Below are 17,027 nucleotides of genomic sequence, written 5' to 3'. Positions count from 1 at the left end.
CGTCACGTTAATAGGATGAGTTCTGCAGGGTCGAGCGCTGCATGCCACTATGTGGCGGGGCTGCATTGACGGAAGGGGATACATGGAACGTACGCAGAAGACGCTAACCATGGCCGATGTTGCTGGGTGGGGTTCGGCGCTGGTTACGTTTGGCTTGGTGCAAGGGGCTTTCTATCTGAAGGCTTACTGGGGTCACTTCGGCCTGGATCCTTTTCAGTTTGTTGCGGTGAGTGAGCTTGCACTGGCAGGGCTTGCGGGGATCGGCATGGTGTTGTTCCTTATTCTGATTGCGCTGCTGTTTGGAGGGTGGGTTGAGGGGAAGGTGACAGCGACGCCGTCCCAAGCCAATCTGCTGATGTGGCTGACCCTGGCTCTTTGTCTTGTTGGAATGGGTGCCTTGCTTTGGTGGACCAATGCCTGGCCCGTTTTGATAGGTGTGGCGCTGACGGGCATATGTGCAGTGGCAGTACGCCTGTCCCCAGTGTTGCCGGCCACCGTGAAGGACTCGCCGTGGCTGGTCTATGCGCTCGTGATGATTGTCTATGTCCCGATCTCGTCAAACTGGCTTGGCTTCGAGCGCGCCAAGGCGATCACTTCTGGCGCCAGCAAGTACACGGTCAATGTGACTATTGATGAGAAGGTGCAAGGCGGCCTGGGCCTAGTGGGGCGTTTGGGTGATAGCTATGTACTTTGGGACCCGGTACAGAAAGCTGCAGTTCTTATGCCAGTGGACGACGTGAGTAGGCTGGAGATTGCGCAAAAATCCGTTCTGCCTGCCAAACCAGTTCAGTCGCGATAAGGGCTCGTTATCACGGCTACAACCGTACCCCTGTCGTGGACCTGTGCCGTACGGGAGCCAGTCCACGTGTTTCGTGGTTGGCCCTTAACAATCATGCGCGGCAAATCTAGGCGCAGTCCGATAGAGCGCTCCGGGGGCCTTACCTAGGATTCTCTCCGCCAGCCGTGCACCGGCTGGCCGGACAGGACCTTCTCCCCAAGTGTCCGATCCGTCCCCGGCCACCGCCGCTTCGGCGGCGGTGGTTTCTTGCCGCCCGCGTGCGGATCACATCTGTGAAGAAGAACACCACCATCATGAAGCTCATTCCGATCGCTTCCGCTGCAAGCCTGCTGCTGGCCGCTTCGGCGGCCAGCGCCCAGTCCTATGGCTCGGGCACCATCGAGTTCACCGGCGAAGTCACCGACCTGACCTGCACCATTTCCGGTGGCGCCGGCGCCATCGGCACCACCAACGTCACCGTTCCGATGAGCGCGGTGCAGGCCAACCAGCTGGCAGCAGCCGGCGACGTTGCCGGTGAACACCCGTTCCAGCTGATCATCGGTGGCCCCGGCCAGGGCACGTGCCTGGATGGCAAGGTCGCCGAGCTGTACTTCGACCCGGCTGCCGGCCAGGTCGACGCGAGCAACGGCAACCTGCGCAACCAGGAAGCCAACGCGCCGGCAGCCAACACCCAGATCCAGGTGAAGTACAAGAACGCCGTGGTCGACCTGCGCGATCCGTCGTTCAAGACCGATCCGGTGACGATCACCAACAACACCGCCACGATCGACATGGCCAGCCAGTACGTCGCCAACGGTGGCGCTGCGGCCCCGGGCTTCGTGCAGTCGTACGTCAACTACAAGGTTGTCTACAACTGATCGCGGGAGGTCGCCGGCAGGCGCTGGCGGCCTCCTTCCTTTCCCGTTCCGAGGTGACCCATGAACGCCCTCCATCGCATCATCGCTGCTGCATTGCTGTCGCTCGTCGCGCTGGCTTCACCGGTGGCCCATGCGTCGGTCGTGATCGGCGGTACCCGCGTGGTCTATCCCGCGCAGGACAAGGAAGTCACGCTCAAGTTCATTAATGAAGGCGAGCGCGCGACGCTGGTCCAGGTCTGGCTGGATGATGGCGATGACCAGTCCACGCCGGATACCGCCAAAGCCCCCTTCGTGGTCGCGCCACCGGTGTTCCGCCTGGACCCGAAGAAGCAGCAGACCACCCGCATCATGTTCACCGGCGCGGGCCTGCCGGCCGACCGGGAAACGCTGTACTGGCTGAACATGCTGGAAATCCCCCCGAAGAATGGCACTGCCAGCGCCAACATCCTGCAGTTCGCCTTCCGCACCCGCATCAAGGTGTTCTACCGGCCGTCGAACCTGGCAGGGGAGCCGGTGCTGGCTTACCAGAAGCTGCGCTGGACCCTGCACGCCGGTAAGGACGGCCTGGTTCTGCGTGCCGACAATCCGACCCCGTTCCACGTCAACTTTGCCAACGTCAGCCTCAATGTCGGCGGCCAGGAACAGGGCGGGCAGGGCGGCGGCATGGTCGCGCCGTTCTCACAGGCCGAGTTCCCGCTGAAGGATCTACGCGCGCGCCCGTCGGGCCAGCTGAAGGCTGCCGTTACGGTCATCAATGACTTCGGCGCGCTGGTTCCCACCGAGGCCGTATTGCAGCCCTGAGCCGCGCACCGCACCGCACCGCCGGAGAATCCATCATGAACGCCCGTTCCCGGGCGCCGGCCGCCGGCGCCCGCCGGTTCCAGCGCGCCCGCCTGCCGGGTGTGGTGGCCGCCATCCTGTTTGCCCCGGCCGTCGCGAGCGCCGGCAACGAAAGCCCGGACGATGTCGAGTTCGACGCCGCGTTCCTGCCGGTGGGGGCGTCCTCGCGCCTGGACCTGCAGCGGTTCTCGCAGGAAGACTACGTTGCGCCTGGTACCTACCGGGGGGACGTGCGTCTGAACGGCCAGTGGCAAGCGCGTGCGGACATTGTCTACCGCGAGGTGGATGGCGTCTCGCGGCTGTGCCTGGACCCGGCCGCGCTGAAGCGCTACGGCATCGCGCCGGAGCGCCTGCACGCCGACCAGGCCCGGCAGCCGGCCCTGGCTTGGCCGGACGAACCCTTCTGTGGTGACCTGGGCGAGCGCGTGCCCGGTGCCACGGCGTCCTTCGATGCAGGCAACCAGACCCTGGACCTGCAGGTGCCGCAGCTGTACCTGCGCAGCGAGGCGCGGGGCTATGTCGACCCCAGCGAGTGGGATGCCGGCGTGGCGGCGCTGTCGCTGGGCTACAACGCCAGCGTCTATCGCTACAGCAATGGCGCTGCCCCGACCTACTCCGGGTTCCTTGGCCTGAACGCCTCGGGCCGCGTGGCGGGCTGGCAGCTGGTGCATCAGGGCGCGATGACGCACGGTGGCAGCCAGCCGCAGCGTTACCGGTCAGCGGCCGCCTACCTGATGCACGACATCGTGCCGTGGAAGGCGCAGCTGATGGTCGGCGACACGTCCACTGCGGGCGACCTGTTCGAGAGCGTGCGCCTGCGTGGCGCCCGCCTGGGCAGCGACGACCGCATGCTGCCGCAGTCACAGCGCGGTTTCGCACCGGTAGTGCGTGGCATCGCCGAGACCAACGCCCGGGTGATCGTGCGCCAGCGTGGCAACGTCCTGCTGGAAACCAGCGTTGCACCTGGACCGTTCGAGATCAACGACCTGTTCCCGACCGGGTATGCCGGCGATCTCGACGTGGAAGTCGTCGAAGCCGACGGCCGCTCACGGCGGTTCACGCTACCGTACTCGGCGGTGCCGCAACTGCTGCGTCCGGGCCAGTCACGGTGGTCGGTAGCGGCCGGTCGTGTTGCCGAGGCCTCGCTGTTCGATGCGCCGGACGTCCTGCAGCTGCAGTACCAGCGCGGCCTGTCCAATGTGGTCAGTGCCTACGGCGGCGCCGTGGTGGGCGACAACTACCACTCGGTGCTGGCCGGTAGTGCGGTCAATACACGATTCGGCGCGCTGGCAATGGATGCGTCGTTGTCACAGGCCCGTGTACGCGGCCTGCCTGAGCTGTCCGGCAGCAGCTTCCGCGTGGCCTACAATCGAAGCATCGCCAGCACCGGCACCTCGTTTGCCATCGCGGCCTACCGCTATGCAACGGGTGGCTACGTGAGCGTGCGCGACTGGGCCAGCCTGCGTGACGCACAGGCACGTGATCTTGGCATCGATGCGGTGGCGCGCCAGCGCAACCGCATGGACCTGAGCGTCAACCAGCGCCTGGGGGAGCGCGGTGGCCAGTTGTTCGTCATCGGGACGCGGCGCGACTTCTGGAACACGGCAGGCCGCCAGCTTGACCTGAGCGTGGGCTACAGCAACCAGTGGAAGTCGCTGAGCTACAGCCTGAACTTCCAGCGCACGCGCGATTCGATCGATTTCATGCCGGGCTTCCTGCAGGATCGCATTCCCGGCGCGGATGCCGCGCCGCGTCCACAGTTGGCGCGGGCTGACATTCGCCTGATGCTGATGCTGTCGGTGCCCCTGGGGCGCACGCCCCGTGCGCCACAGCTCAATGCCACCCAGACCCGCAGCGACAATGCCGATCCCTCCACGCAGCTGTCGGCCAGCGGACTGTGGGCCCGCGACGACCGAGTCAATTACGGCGTGTCACTGGCGCGTATCGGCGGTGGCAACGCCCTGGACGTCAACGGCGGCTATCGCGGCGGCCGCGGCCAGGTGGCGGCCAATCTCAGCCGGGGGCCCGGCTATACCCAGATGGGCCTTGGCGCGTCGGGCGGGCTGGTGCTCCACGCGGGTGGGCTGACCCTGTCGCCGCCGCTGGGCGACACGGTCGCGCTGGTGCACGCGCCCGGCGCGGCGGGAATGCGGGTGGAGAACAGTGGCGGATCCCGCGTGGACAGGCGTGGGTTTGCGGTGGTGCCGTACCTGACGCCGTACCAGCTGAACACGATTTCGCTCGACCCCAAGGGGGCCGGCTACAGCGTGGAGCTGCAGGAAACCGCACGCGCGGTGGCGCCGCGTGCCGGCGCCCTGGTGAAGCTCGATTTCAGTACGCGCGCCAGCCGTGGGCTGATGGTCGACACGCAGACCGAAGACGGCCGCCCGTTGCCGTTCGGCGCGGAGGCCACCGATGCCAGCGGCGCCACGGTCGGCGTGGTGGGGCAGGGCAGCCGCCTGCTGCTCAGTGGCCTTCAGTCGTCCGGGCCGGTGCAGGTGCAATGGGGCGAGGGCGCCGACCACCAGTGCGTGGTGGACGTGCAGATTCCCGACGGCCCTGTCAGCGGCCAGTACGCCGTGCTCAGCGCGCAATGCCGATCCCCCGTCGTCCATGCCAACGGTGACGCGCCGCCCGCGCGCCGGGTTACTACCACCACCTTCCAGGAGAACGCACCGTGATTCGCATGCCTCTGGTCGCGCGATTGATCGCGCTTGTCCTGTTGATGGCCGCAGCGCCTGCGCTTGCGCAGAACTGTCGCTTCAACGCCGGCACCACCACGCTCACCAACATCGCCAACCTCAGTGGCAGCATCACCGTCGGTCCGGATGTGCAGGTCGGCACCGAAATCTATCGGGCCACGTATTACGCCGGGCCCACCAACGAGATCTACTGCACACCGGGCAGGGCCGATCGCATCCGCCAGTACACCGCGCTCCCGTACGGGCCTTCGGGCTACGCAGACGCGCGCTACGGAACCGTATACAACACGAACCTCCCCGGCGTCGGCGTGGCAGTCTGGTTCAACGGTAGCCCATTCCCGATATCTACGTCCGTAGAGGTCGTTACGGGCACGGTGATCTGGCCCGTTCAATCCTTTGACGTCAGCCTGATCAAGACCGGACCGATAACGGCCGGCACGGTCACAGGTGCGAACCTGCCGCGCTTCGAATACCGCATGACCGGCGCCAACAGCGCGCTCCAGCTCTGGAACGGGCGGGTGCAAGGCTCGCTGTCCATCGTTGCACGCACCTGCACCGCTGCAGACATTTCGGTGAATCTTGGCGATCACCGCGTGACGGAGATTCCCGCCGTTGGCAGCGGGACACAATGGGTCAACGTACCGGTAACGCTGAGCAATTGCCCGGCGTTCTACGGCCGCTACCGCGGCAACCTCACCACGGGAACGGTACAGACGGCCAATGGGCGCGTCGACAACACCCTCCGCTTCCGCGTGGATCCGGTCACGGCCGTGGCGGATAGCGCGCGCTCGGTGATGATGCTGCAGAACGACGGCGTGAACACCACGGCGACCGGCATCGGCATCCAGATAGGGACCGCGGCCGACGAGTCGGTGGGCTTTGGCAGCATGCGTGATTCCGGACTGGCGCTAAGCGAGACCGACAACGCTTCCTACACGCTGATGCTGCGTGCGCGCTATACCCGCTACGCCGCTGCCGCGTCATCGGGACAGGCGAACGGTGCCGCCACCATTACCCTGGAGTACTACTGACATGCACGCACGATGGCTGCTGCTGGCGCTGCTGTGCGGGGCCGCCCTGCCGGTGGCGGCGGCGGACCTCACCGTCCGCTTCACCGGCAGGTTCCTGGCCGGGACCTGCCAGCTGAGCGTGCAGGACGTCGATCTGGGCACGTTCCAGGCAACGTACTTCACCACCAGCACGCAGTCACCTGCCGTTGCCTTCGTGCTGGAGCGCAAGAACTGCACCGATGACCTGCGAACCCTGCACGTCCGCTTCGTCGGCGCCGCCGACAGCAGCAACGCCAGCTATTTCGCCATTCCGCCGACGGGCGGCGTGCAGGGGCTGGCCATCCGCCTGCAGAGTGCCACCGGCACGCTCTACGCACCCAACCAGCCCGCGTTTGACTGGCCCACCGGCGGCGATGCCGCAGGCCAGCGCGCACTCGGCGCGCTACTGGTCCGCACCGGCAATGTCACTGCAGGCGCGGTCCGTACCCCCATCACTGTCCAGGTCACCTACAACTGAGGTCTCCCATGTCCCGTCCGCTTCTCTCCCTGAGCTTGTTGCTTTGCGCTGCCACAGTGCACGCGCAGGACAGCCAGGTTTTCACGATGTCCGGTGAAATCCTGCCAGGCGTCTGCAAGGTCGCGTTCCCCGATGTGGATCTGGGGTCCCATCAGGCGTCCTTGTTCACCGGCAGCTATGCCACGGCCTATGTGGACTTCAGTGGCACCGTCAGCGACTGCGACGCGCAGGTGCTGCGGGTCGCCATGACCTTCACCGGTGCGGCCGACAGCAGCAACGCGTCGCTGTTCCAGGGGGTTCCCGGCGTGGGCATCGAACTGGTGCGCATGGTCGGTGCCGTCAACGTGCCGATTGCACCAGGTGGCCGTACCCAGTACACCACCGCCGCCGGCGTGTATCCATACCGTGCGCGCTTCCGGCAGTCCGCTGCAACGGTGGGCGCGGGCCGCGTGACGCGTCCCATCACCGTTTCGCTCACCTACAACTGAGGCTGCAGCTGATGTGCACTGTCGCCCTCCGCCTGCGTCCCATCCTACTGGCGCTGACCTCAATGTTCGCTGCTGGCCACGCGGCCGCGCAGACGACCACCACGTTCAACGTCACCGGCACCATTCTGCCGGGTGTCTGCCGCATCGCTGTGGCCGACGTCAGTCTTGGCACCTATCAGGCAACACTGTTTACCGGCGCATATGCCTCGCCCTTCCAGCCAGTGAATGTTGTGGTCAGCCAGTGTGACCCGCTGGTGACCCGGGTCGCGTTGCGTTTCGATGGCAACGCCGACACCAGCAATGCCCAGCTGTTCCAGGGTGTGCCTGGCATCGGCATCGAGCTGCAGTACACCAGCAGCGGGGCCCGCGTCGCACCTGGCGGAACGGCCCAGATGGCCACGGCTGCGGCGACGCACGCATTCCGCGCACGCTTCGTGCAGAGCCGCGCAACGGTATCGGCCGGTACGGTCAGCCGACCGATCACGGTAACCATGACGTACAACTGATCACGCGGGTGGGGGACGGCACCCGGGGCCGTCCCCTCGCGTTTCAGGCGCAGGACAGGGCTGCTGCGCGCAGCGGCGCCTCGCTAGCGGAGACTGTCCGCGCTGTGCGATCCTTGGCCCTGCTCCTGCGCAGCGCTCTCCTCGCGCAGCACGCGTGAGCGTTCCGCCACGATCTCATCCATCTCGACACGAAGCGCCCTCGTCTCGGCGGACAGGCTGGCAACGTTGAGCCGCAGGCCATCGATATCTGCCCGGTTGCGCAGTTCGTCCTCGTTGGCCTCCAGGGTCTGTCTGACGCGAAGGGATACCGGAGCCGCCAGCCGCGCGGACAGCCGTCCTTCCAGATTGGTCTGGGCATTGTTGATATAGGCCGGGACCAGCGCCACCACCTCGATGACATAGCGATGCTCGGCACGCACTACGGACATGTGTTCAATCGACGCACGGCGATCGCCCAGGTACCGGGTAACCACGGCGCGGGCCTGGTTTGCAGCCCAAGTCTGCTGCCCGATCTCGCGCAGGGCCAGTCCCAGTGGCAGCGCTAGCAGAATGAACGTGGTGGCGATCACCCCCGCCTGCCAGGCGGTGTGGCGAGGTGAGTTCTCCATCCCGAACCTGTACCACTTGGCAATCAGTGTCACGCTGAGGGCAATCGCCAGCAGGTTGGTCATGAAAAGGAACATCGCGCCCCCGGCCACGCGCACGTCGCCCGTCGCCAGCCCAAACGCGACCACTGCCAACGGCGGCATCAGGGCGGTAGCAATCGCAACGCCCACAATGGCCTCTCCCTTTCGGGTAATCACTGCGTAGCCGCCGGCCAGCCCTGACAGCAGCGCCACCAGCAGGTCGAACAGGGTGGGCTGCGTGCGTGCAAGGATCTCACTGGTCGCCTCGCGTAGCGGCGACAGCCATACGATGCACATGGCGGTCAGCAGCGCCAGCGCCATGCCCACAAGCAGCGCAAGCAGTGCACGGCCCATCATCCGGAAATCGACCACGCACAGCGAAAAACCCAGCTGCACGATGGGGCCCATCAGCGGCGAGATCAGCATCGCACCGATCACGACGGCCCCGGAGGACTGAAGCAGCCCCAGGATCGCGATACCGCAGGACATCACTGCCATGAACGTGAAGCGCGGGCTGAGCCCGCCACCGTCACTCACGTTGGCGATGACGGCATCGTGGTCGACGGCGGCAAGCATGCGGTTGCGCCACCGGCTCCAGCCATGGTGGGCGGATGCCAGGACACTCACCAGCAGCGTTGGCACGGCACTCATCGATCCGCTCCCGGCTGCGCGGGTGAATGCAGCGCTTCGGCCCGTTGCAGCCGGTGGAAGTAGTCCAGGAGGGCCAGCGCCTCTGCGAGGCAGGTACGGCCGCCAAGCAGCTGACGGCCGCGCATGACATTCCAGTGGCCGTACTCGGTGTAGATGAGGGTGTGTCGGGAAAGATCTGCCATGGAGATGCCTGGGAAATAAAGAGGGTCGAACGCGTATCGTCAGCCAGCGTGGTGCGGTAGCCCATCGGACGACGCCCATTCCGCGGGGGATCCGAAGCGTGACACGGACGTCCACGCACCCACGCCAGCCGTGCGGCCGCGTTGCGCCACAGCGCGGCAGAAAGTCAGCCGCGTCCTATGTGGCTGTCTGCCAGGGGCCGATAGGGTGGCCGCTCCCTTTCACTTTCTCCGGTATGGCCCGCATGTTCCTTGGCGGGCGCATCCACAGCAACAATGTTCCGTTTCTTCCGCTCCGCACACCTGCGCCAGGACGCCTCGCCTGATGCTACCGACGATTGCGACCTCGCTGCGCTCCGCAAGTACCAGCGCGGCGTGCTGCTGGGCGGCGGCTGCCTGCTCAGCATCGCTATCGTGGCCGGGCTGATCGCGCTGGCGCTGTTCCACGCAGATGGCTTTGCGGCGCGGCGGTCGGAAGCGCTGCAGCGCAGCCGTGCCATCGTCGAGGCCCACTTGGCGGCGTCGGATGCGGCCCACCTTCGGCTGTTGAGCATGGCCGAGTACGCCTGGCGGCATCGCCCGGACAATGATGCGCGGACGCTGGAAGTGGACCGTGCCAACTATCTGCGTGCCGGACAGCGGGCCGTCATGACCGCTGGCACCGAGAGCGTGCCGCAGACGGTGCTGGGTGCCGGCACCGATGCCTGGCCCGTTGACCGTCTGGATCGCTATCTCATGCTGGCGCACTCGCTGTCGATCATCCGCCGGCTGGGCGGCGCCGGCGGCCGGTCCAGCGAATCGGAGTCGAGCTTCTTTCTTGATCCGCGCGGCCAGCTGCTGGTACTGGGCGAGGGCATGAGCGAACAGCATCTTCTGTCGGCCACGGGAGAAAAGGACCGTGCGCAGCTCATCGGTCGGCTCGCGGCGCTGTCCCGCACCGGCGTCGACGACGCGGAGGCGTATGGCACGCACGCCACCCGGATGGAACTGGTGCGCCATCCGGTGTCGGGGGCTCCGGCGATCGCCAGTGCCCTGGTGGCGCGTGACGGTGCCACGGTGATCGGTACGTTCGTCACGCTGGAATCAACGGCACCGCTGTCCCGGGCAATGCGTATCGCCGACGGTGGCGTGTCGTTCGTGCTGACTGGCGACGGCCGCGTGGTGGCGGGCACCGGCAGCCCCAAAGCGCTGGATCTGGGCGAGGTGACCCGGCATCTTCTGGACGCGGAGCAGAAGGGGCGCACGCTGGCCACCTTCCGCCAAGGGCTGCGCTTCTTCCAGGTGGTCCGTATCGAGGAGGCTGACTGGGCACTGGTCAGCACGTACTGCATCGCCGATGTCATTGCCGATGGGCAACGCCTGTACATCGCCGCCGCGTCGTTGGCGTTCGGCCTGTTGCTGGGTCTTTGGACGCTGCTGGCCTGGCTGCATTGGCGCGCCTTCGGGCCCGCGCTGGCACGCGCCGCGCGCGTTTACCAGGGCGAACAGCTCAGCCGCGCGTTGATCCAGCTGTCACCGGTGGGACTGTGCCTGCTCGATCGCCACAGCGGTGACCCGGTGGTGCAGAACGACATGATGCGTCAGCTCGCCGCCGCCGCCGAGCGACGCGGCGCCATGCTCTATGCCCGCATGGTCGACCAGGCCTCGGCGATCCTGCTGCTGCCTGATACCACCATCGCCGAGTTCGAGGTGTCGGTGCCGGATCCCCAGGGCCAGGCGCCTGTCGTGCTGCTGGTGGGGGCGACCAGTGCCAGCTATCAAGGGCGCATGGTACTGCTGTGCGCCGTGCGCGACTTGAGTGCGCGAATCGAACTGGAGCAGCAGCAGAAGCAGGCGCGCGAGTCGGCGGAGGCCGCCAGCCGCGCAAAGAGCCGCTTCCTGGCGGCCATGAGCCACGAGATCCGCACGCCGTTGCATGGCATCCTGGGTCACCTGGAGTTGCTCGGCCGCTCTGCGCTGGACGACAACCAGCAGGCACGGCTTCGGCGGATTACCCAGGCTGCGGACTCGCTGCTGCAGATCATCAACGACGTGCTGGATTTCTCCCGCGCGGAATCCGGGCACCTGGACCTGGTTGCGGAGACCTTCGAACCGGTGACGCTGCTGGAGCGGGTCGCGCTGCTGTTCTCGCCACTGGCCGAAGCAAAGGGCCTGGTATTGGACGTCATGGTCGATGATGCAGTGCCGGCCAGGCTGGTCGGGCCGCAGGCACGCGTCGAGCAGGTCCTGCGCAACCTGGTCAGCAATGCAGTGAAGTTCACCCCGTCCGGTCGTGTCGAACTGAGGGCTGACTGGGTGCCCGATACGGACGGTTCCCAGCTGCAGCTGCAGGTCATCGACTCCGGCATCGGCATGACGGAGACGCAGATGGCAAGGCTCTTCCAGCCCTATGTGCAGGCGGACGCCAGCATCATCACCCGTTTTGGCGGGTCTGGGCTGGGGCTTTCACTGTGCCGTGAACTGAGCAGCTGCATGGGGGGCACCATCCATGCCAGCAGCACGCCCGGCGTCGGCAGTGTCTTCACCTTCTGCATACCGGTCCAGGCGGTTCCGGCTGCCGGGACGCTGCCCTTGGCTGACCGCTCGGTGCTCCTGAGTTCCTCGGCCAGCGGGTGGCGGGACGAGCTGCGGCGCCGGCTTGAACGCTGGGGCGCCACCGTGATCATCGTGAGCGAGGCCGACGCCTGGCCCGCCGAACACTGGGAGGCGCACGTTCCGCTCGTTGCATTCGAGAGAAGTCCCGCGCGGACGGAAGTGGCGTCGCGGGCGGGACGGCGGCGGGTGATCCTGGTATCTGCCGACGGTCCGCTGAAGCCGCAGGTGCGGGGAAATGCGTGGCGCGTGTCCTGCTATTCCAGTGATGGCCTGCTGCAGGCCCTGCTGGTTTCCTCGCAGCGGGGCGTGCCGACACTGGCGGTGGAAAGGGGCATGCACTAGATTCATGGCCACCCCCTTGCCCGTGCGCGGGAATGCCATGCCTCCGGCCTCGCCTGACTTGCCTTCCGCCCCGTTGCAGGCACTCCACCGTTCACAGCGCCGGCTGCTGTTAGGGGGAGGGGGGCTGATCACGTTGCTGGTGCTGTTGACCACAGCGGTGAGCATTTTTGCCGGCGTGGGCGAATTCCATGACCGCGAGCGCCAGAAGTTCTTCGAGGCCCGCGGCGCGATCGATTACTTCCTGGTGCAACGTGACCGTGCCTATGCAGGAAGCGTGAACGCCAACGACGTGATGTGGAGCGGGCAGCGGGAAGAACTGCGGCGCCTGGGTCGGCCGATGGTGGCCAACTACCTGTCGCAGGACATGCGAACGGTGGTCCGGGCAGAAGGTCCGGCATCGGTGCCGTGGCTGGTGCTGGGCGATCCCGAGCGGCCGATGCCACAGCCTGAGCTGGAAGCCTATCTGGGCATGATCTATCAGTACTCGCTGTACACGACTGCGGCGATCAGTTCGATGCAGGGGAGCAGCCCGGCCATGGTGTATGGCTATGACCCGCAGGCGCGGCTGATGGCACTGCCCGGCGTGGTTGACGAGGCGCAGCTGCTGCGGGGGCTGCGCGCAGATTCGCGGGCACAGGCGTTCGCACTGTTGAAGGGCATCGAGCGCCAAGCACCGCTGCAATCTCCAGACCCCGGTCCGATGGAAAGCGCCGCTAGGGGCCATCGCCTGGCCTCGCTGTTCGGCCGCAACCCGCTGGATGGCCGGCCCTCGCTGGTGGGCATTCTCACCCTGGCCGAGGGCACCACGCCCTATTTCCGGCGGGTCACCTTCGAGCCGATCAGCAGCATCGGCTCGCGCCTGGAGGCGACCGCCGCCGGCAGCTATCTGCTGACCGGGCCCACCGGTGAAGTGGTGCTGGCAAAGGGCCCCCTCAGCCGGGAGGCCAATGCGCTCGGCCCGCTGCTGGCGCAGCAGGACACACGCAACGTGACACGGCTGTCCTTCCAGCATCTGTTTGCGGTAAGCGGGGGGCTGTCAGGGACGGACTGGCGCTTCACGCGTCTTTACGACTGGAGCGCGCTGTGGCGCGACCAGGGGATGGCCATCGTTGCGCGGCTGCTGACGGCACTGTCGATCATCGCAGCGCTCTGGCTGCTGCTCTGGCGGGTGGAGCGCAAGGTCATGGCGCCGGCCCTGGCCGAGGCATCGCGCGTCTACGAAAGCGAAGCGCTCAGCCAGACCATCATCGGCACGGCGCCGGTGGGCTTGGCACTGCTCAGCTGCGATGATGGTGCTCCCCTTCTGCAGAACCAGGTCGCACGCGAACTGGCGACGCAGCCGGCGGGCTATTCGACGACCCCGGCGCTCTATGCCGCGCTGGTAGAGCAGGCGCATGCCTTGCCCGGTGCGCGCAAGGAGTTCAACTGGACGCTGCACGACGCGGGTGCAGCGCCGATCCAGCTTCAGGTGGCGTTGGCCATCGCACGCTATCGCGACCAGACCGTGTGGGTCTGCGCGCTGCGTGATGTCACGGCGCAGATGGAACTGCAGCAGACCCTGGAGCGCGCCAGTCGCGATTCCGAGGATGCCCGCGCCGCTGCGGAGGCGGCCAACCGGGCGAAGAGCGCCTTCGTCGCCACCATGAGTCACGAAATCCGCACACCGCTCAACGGCATCCTCGGCCATCTGGAACTACTGGCACGCTCACCGTTGCAGCCTGCGCAGCAGGAGCGCGTGCAGCGCATCCGGCTGTCGGCGGACTCACTGATGGCGATCATCAGTGATGTGCTCGATTTCTCGAAGATCGAGGCCGGGCAGTTGGATATCGACCCGGCTCACTTCAACGTTCGTGAACTGATCGAGCAGGCCACGCTGCTGTATGCGCCCGAGGCGCACAAGAAGGGCGTGAAGCTGTTCTATATGATCGATGGCGAGCTTGAGGATGCCTACCAGGCAGATGCGCATCGCATCCGGCAGATCATCAACAACCTGCTGAGCAACGCGGTGAAGTTCACCGAGTCCGGACGCATCACGCTGCACGCCGGGCTCGGGAACTGCCTGCAGCCGAACCAGAGCGTGCTGCGGCTGCGGGTCGTGGACTCCGGCATTGGCATGTCCGACGAGCAGCTTGCGCATCTGTTCCGTCCCTTCGAGCAGGGCGATGCCAGCGTGTCCCGGCGTTACGGTGGCAGCGGGCTGGGGTTGGCGCTGTGCAGGCAACTTGCGCATCTGCTGGGCGGCAGCATCCAGGCCGAAAGTACGCTGGGTGTCGGCACCGTGTTCACCCTGGAGGTGCCGGTTCACCCTGTCGATGCGCCGCATGGCGGTGACCAGCCGCTGTCGGGCACCACCGTGACGCTGCTTTCCGCAGCGCCGGAGTGGCGGCAGGAAATCGGGCAGGTCCTGCAGCGCTGGGGCGCGGGGTTGACCGTCCTTGATCGTCCGGCCGCGCTGCCCACCGATGCCGCAACGACAACGCTGTTGATTTTCGGCGAGCGCCGCGCATGGCCGGAGGAGGATGAGCAGGCGCTGTGCAGCCTCCACGCCCGGTTGGTGCGCGCGTACCCGAGCGGCCCCCTGGCCCCCGAACGCCGTCCTGATGGCGTGCACGTCACCAGCTATTCCAGCCGGGCGCTGCTGCGCGCGTTGCTGCAGGATGCGATGGGAGCGGAAGCGCCATCGCCGGTCGCCGCGCAGGCACGGCCGCCGGCGGGACGGGGAAGGGTGCTGCTGGTGGAGGACAATCCGGTGAACCGCGAGCTGATCCAGCAGCAGCTGGAGGAGCTCGGCTGGCATGTGGGCACCGCCGAGGATGGCCAGGCCGCGCTGAGCCTGTGGCCGTCAGCCAGCTGGGACGTCGTGCTGACCGACATCAACATGCCGGTGATGGACGGCTACGAGCTGGCCCAGGCGCTGCGTGCACGCGGGGATAAGGTGCCGATCCTGGCGATCACCGCAACCGCACTGGCCAGCGAGCGGGAGCGCTGCCGGCAGGCGGGCATCGATGGGCTGCTGCTCAAGCCCCTGGATCTGGAACGGCTGTCGGCGGCGTTGTCCCGCTATGTTCCCCCCAGCAACCGCAGGGCGTCCCCGTCGGCCGCGGGGGAGGGGCTGCCGCTGAAACTTCGGGCCCTGTTCGTGGAAAGCGGCGCGCGTGATCTTGACGTCCTTGCCGCCGCGCTGCGGGAAGGGCAGCAGGCCGCGCTGCTGGACAAGGTCCATTCCCTGAAGGGCGTGCTGTTGATGATGGGGGAGCGTCCGCTAGGTGAGCGCTTTGGTGCTGTGGAGCACCGCCTGCGCGAGCACGACACGGTGGATGAAGCCGAGCTGCAGGCGCTTCTCGCGTCCCTGTCCGCGCTCATCGACAGCTATCGGGAGGGCCTGCCGGACGGCTCGTGAGCGAACGCCGATCAGTCCGGATCGGGGCCGTTTGAACGCAGGCCGAGTTCCGTCGCGAACTTGAAGAGATCGGCTTCCTTGTCGATGCCCAGCTTGGCCATCCCGATCCGCTTTTGCGTGCTGATGGTCTGCTTGCGCTTGTCCAGGCGCTCGGCAATTTCGTTGATGCCAAGCCCCGACACGAACAGCGTCAGCACTTCACGTTCCCGTGGCGAGAGCGCTGTCTTCCTTGACGCCGCGGCATGGTGTGGCAAGATCTGCGCGACCGACGGCGAGAGGTAGCGCCGGTTGGCCCAGGCCGCAGCGATGGCCGCCGGAACATGGCTGGTGTCATCGGCCTTGCTGAGGATATGGGTGATGCCGCGCTGATAAAGTGACTGGATGACCACCGGCTGGTCCATGCCCGTCATCACGATCACACGCAGGTCGGGGTAGCGTTCGCGGAGTGTATCCAGCAGGGCGAGGCCGTCGCCGTGCTGGCCGCCCGGCATGGCGTAGTCGGTCACCACGACATCACATGCGGTACTGTCCAGCAGCGCCACCAGCTCCGAGGAGTCGGACGCCGTTCCAATGCACTGCAGCGTGGGAACCGCATCGATTGCGGCCTCGATTCCCATGCGGATGACCGGGTGGTCGTCTGCAATGGCTACACGAATGATCGGATGAGACATGCAACAGCCCCGCGCTGAAGTTGGCCCGCCACACCGGCGACCCGCCGCCGCAACTATAGGCCAGGCGACCGCGTGGTGGCATGCCCGGCGATACCTGCAACCAAGAGGATGACTGTATGGCCTTGAACCTGGTCGTTGCCGACGACCATCCCGTGATGCTGGCCGGCATGGAAATGCTGCTGCGCTCCGAACCCGGCATCGCGGTCGCTGGCCTGGCCAGCGACTCGACCGGACTGGTTGCGCTGCTGAGCGCCGCATCGGTGGACGTGGCCGTCTGTGACTTTTCCATGCCGAACGGACGCTACGGCGACGGCGTGACCCTGCTCAGATTCCTGCAGCGGCGGTTTCCCAACCTGAAGCTGGTGGTGCTCACCGGCATGGAGAGTCCGCTGGTCCTGCGCTCCATCCAGGCCGCCGGGGTGACGTGCATCGTGAGCAAGAGCGATTCGCTGGAGCACGTGGTTCCTGCGGTGCATGCGGCCCGGTCCGGCCAGCCGTTCGTCTCTCCGGCCATTGAGCGATTGCTCGCCGACGCGGCCGAAGCACCTGCCAGTGGCGCGTCCGCACTGTCAAAGCGGGAAACAGAAGTGCTGCGCATGTTCGCCGAAGGATTGACCATCCGGGAAATCGCCGAGCGGGTAGGGCGCAGCAGCAAGACCGTCAGCACGCAGAAAATGGCGGCCATGCGCAAGCTTGGGCTTAAGCGCGACGCGGACGTGTTCGAGTACGCGCTGGCGCATGGGCTGGTGCAGGCATCACAGTGCGCCCGTGCAGGCGCCGGTGGAGAATCGGACTGATTCAGGCATTGTCCGATGGTTTTGCGCTGCAGCGTTCGTATTCTCGG

14 protein-coding genes are annotated in these 17,027 nt (G+C 66.4%); 11 read left to right on the top strand and 3 right to left on the bottom strand.

Annotated elements, in window-relative coordinates; translation table 11 throughout:
- Window positions 1–82: 82 nt before the first annotated feature.
- From A7X97_RS07010 to A7X97_RS06975, 8 genes are all read left to right on the top strand, one after another.
- Window positions 83–799 carry a hypothetical protein gene (locus A7X97_RS07010; protein ID WP_088497461.1) on the top strand — a complete coding sequence of 239 codons (717 nt, stop codon included), beginning with the start codon at window positions 83–85 and terminating at the stop codon, window positions 797–799.
- A gap of 272 nt (window positions 800–1,071) precedes the next feature.
- Window positions 1,072–1,656 carry a fimbrial protein gene (locus tag A7X97_RS07005; RefSeq protein ID WP_088476134.1) on the top strand — a complete coding sequence of 195 codons (585 nt, stop codon included), beginning with the start codon at window positions 1,072–1,074 and terminating at the stop codon, window positions 1,654–1,656.
- A gap of 60 nt (window positions 1,657–1,716) precedes the next feature.
- Entirely contained in the window at window positions 1,717–2,457 is a 741-nt protein-coding gene (locus A7X97_RS07000; RefSeq protein ID WP_111007723.1) for a fimbrial biogenesis chaperone, read from the top strand.
- 35 nt (window positions 2,458–2,492) lie between these two features.
- Window positions 2,493–5,177 carry a fimbria/pilus outer membrane usher protein gene (locus A7X97_RS06995; protein WP_111007722.1) on the top strand — a complete coding sequence of 895 codons (2,685 nt, stop codon included), beginning with the start codon at window positions 2,493–2,495 and terminating at the stop codon, window positions 5,175–5,177.
- A gap of 5 nt (window positions 5,178–5,182) precedes the next feature.
- Window positions 5,183–6,229 (top strand): fimbrial protein, encoded by a 1,047-nt coding sequence (locus tag A7X97_RS06990; RefSeq protein ID WP_146260232.1) that lies wholly within the window; start codon window positions 5,183–5,185, stop codon window positions 6,227–6,229.
- A gap of 1 nt (window position 6,230) precedes the next feature.
- A complete protein-coding gene (locus tag A7X97_RS06985; protein WP_088497465.1) occupies window positions 6,231–6,725 on the top strand; it encodes a fimbrial protein in 495 nt (164 codons plus the stop codon).
- Window positions 6,726–6,811: 86 nt separating this feature from the next.
- Entirely contained in the window at window positions 6,812–7,213 is a 402-nt protein-coding gene (locus A7X97_RS06980) for a fimbrial protein (protein ID WP_146260231.1), read from the top strand.
- Between the two features lie 62 nt (window positions 7,214–7,275).
- Window positions 7,276–7,719, top strand: a complete 444-nt coding sequence (locus A7X97_RS06975; protein ID WP_088497467.1) for a fimbrial protein — start codon at window positions 7,276–7,278, stop codon at window positions 7,717–7,719.
- An 83-nt stretch (window positions 7,720–7,802) separates the two neighbouring features.
- Here A7X97_RS06975 and A7X97_RS06970 read toward each other — a convergent pair whose 3' ends face one another.
- Together A7X97_RS06970 and A7X97_RS21895 are read right to left on the bottom strand one after the other, a co-directional pair.
- Entirely contained in the window at window positions 7,803–8,996 is a 1,194-nt protein-coding gene (locus A7X97_RS06970) for a TIGR00341 family protein (RefSeq protein ID WP_172412151.1), read from the bottom strand.
- Window positions 8,993–9,178, bottom strand: a complete 186-nt coding sequence (locus A7X97_RS21895; RefSeq protein WP_172412152.1) for a hypothetical protein — start codon at window positions 9,176–9,178, stop codon at window positions 8,993–8,995. Before A7X97_RS21895 ends, A7X97_RS06970 begins: the two co-directional genes overlap by 4 nt.
- Before the next feature lie 273 nt (window positions 9,179–9,451).
- Between A7X97_RS21895 and A7X97_RS06965 the strand changes: the two genes are divergently transcribed.
- Window positions 9,452–12,112 carry an ATP-binding protein gene (locus A7X97_RS06965; protein ID WP_111007719.1) on the top strand — a complete coding sequence of 887 codons (2,661 nt, stop codon included), beginning with the start codon at window positions 9,452–9,454 and terminating at the stop codon, window positions 12,110–12,112.
- A 157-nt stretch (window positions 12,113–12,269) separates the two neighbouring features.
- The gene (locus A7X97_RS06960; RefSeq protein WP_245884965.1) at window positions 12,270–15,512 is read left to right on the top strand and encodes a hybrid sensor histidine kinase/response regulator; all 3,243 of its coding nucleotides are present in this window, start codon (window positions 12,270–12,272) and stop codon (window positions 15,510–15,512) included.
- A gap of 11 nt (window positions 15,513–15,523) precedes the next feature.
- Here the strand turns inward: A7X97_RS06960 and A7X97_RS06955 are convergent, their stop codons facing one another.
- Window positions 15,524–16,183, bottom strand: a complete 660-nt coding sequence (locus tag A7X97_RS06955) for a response regulator (protein ID WP_088497471.1) — start codon at window positions 16,181–16,183, stop codon at window positions 15,524–15,526.
- Window positions 16,184–16,299: 116 nt separating this feature from the next.
- Here A7X97_RS06955 and A7X97_RS06950 point away from each other — a divergent pair, with 116 nt between their 5' ends.
- Window positions 16,300–16,980, top strand: coding sequence for a response regulator (locus tag A7X97_RS06950; RefSeq protein WP_088497472.1), 681 nt, complete (start codon window positions 16,300–16,302; stop codon window positions 16,978–16,980).
- The last annotated feature ends 47 nt before the right edge of the window (window positions 16,981–17,027 follow it).

Source organism: Stenotrophomonas sepilia, assembly GCF_003244875.1.
In the GTDB taxonomy this organism is placed as follows: domain Bacteria; phylum Pseudomonadota; class Gammaproteobacteria; order Xanthomonadales; family Xanthomonadaceae; genus Stenotrophomonas; species Stenotrophomonas sepilia.
This window is presented reverse-complemented; position numbering and strand designations above follow the sequence as displayed.

Excerpts from the sequence above, each read along its gene's own strand:
- A7X97_RS07000 (WP_111007723.1), top strand. The coding sequence starts at position 1,717 with ATGAACGCCCTCCATCGCATCATCGCTGCTGCATTGCTGTCGCTCGTC.
- A7X97_RS06995 (WP_111007722.1), top strand. The coding sequence starts at position 2,493 with ATGAACGCCCGTTCCCGGGCGCCGGCCGCCGGCGCCCGCCGGTTCCAG.
- A7X97_RS21895 (WP_172412152.1), bottom strand. The coding sequence starts at position 9,178 with ATGGCAGATCTTTCCCGACACACCCTCATCTACACCGAGTACGGCCAC.
- A7X97_RS06980 (WP_146260231.1), top strand. The coding sequence starts at position 6,812 with ATGTCCGGTGAAATCCTGCCAGGCGTCTGCAAGGTCGCGTTCCCCGAT.
- A7X97_RS06950 (WP_088497472.1), top strand. The coding sequence starts at position 16,300 with ATGGCCTTGAACCTGGTCGTTGCCGACGACCATCCCGTGATGCTGGCC.
- A7X97_RS07010 (WP_088497461.1), top strand. The coding sequence starts at position 83 with ATGGAACGTACGCAGAAGACGCTAACCATGGCCGATGTTGCTGGGTGG.
- A7X97_RS06970 (WP_172412151.1), bottom strand. The coding sequence starts at position 8,996 with ATGAGTGCCGTGCCAACGCTGCTGGTGAGTGTCCTGGCATCCGCCCAC.
- A7X97_RS06955 (WP_088497471.1), bottom strand. The coding sequence starts at position 16,183 with ATGTCTCATCCGATCATTCGTGTAGCCATTGCAGACGACCACCCGGTC.
- A7X97_RS06985 (WP_088497465.1), top strand. The coding sequence starts at position 6,231 with ATGCACGCACGATGGCTGCTGCTGGCGCTGCTGTGCGGGGCCGCCCTG.
- A7X97_RS06965 (WP_111007719.1), top strand. The coding sequence starts at position 9,452 with ATGTTCCGTTTCTTCCGCTCCGCACACCTGCGCCAGGACGCCTCGCCT.
- A7X97_RS06975 (WP_088497467.1), top strand. The coding sequence starts at position 7,276 with ATGTTCGCTGCTGGCCACGCGGCCGCGCAGACGACCACCACGTTCAAC.
- A7X97_RS06990 (WP_146260232.1), top strand. The coding sequence starts at position 5,183 with ATGCCTCTGGTCGCGCGATTGATCGCGCTTGTCCTGTTGATGGCCGCA.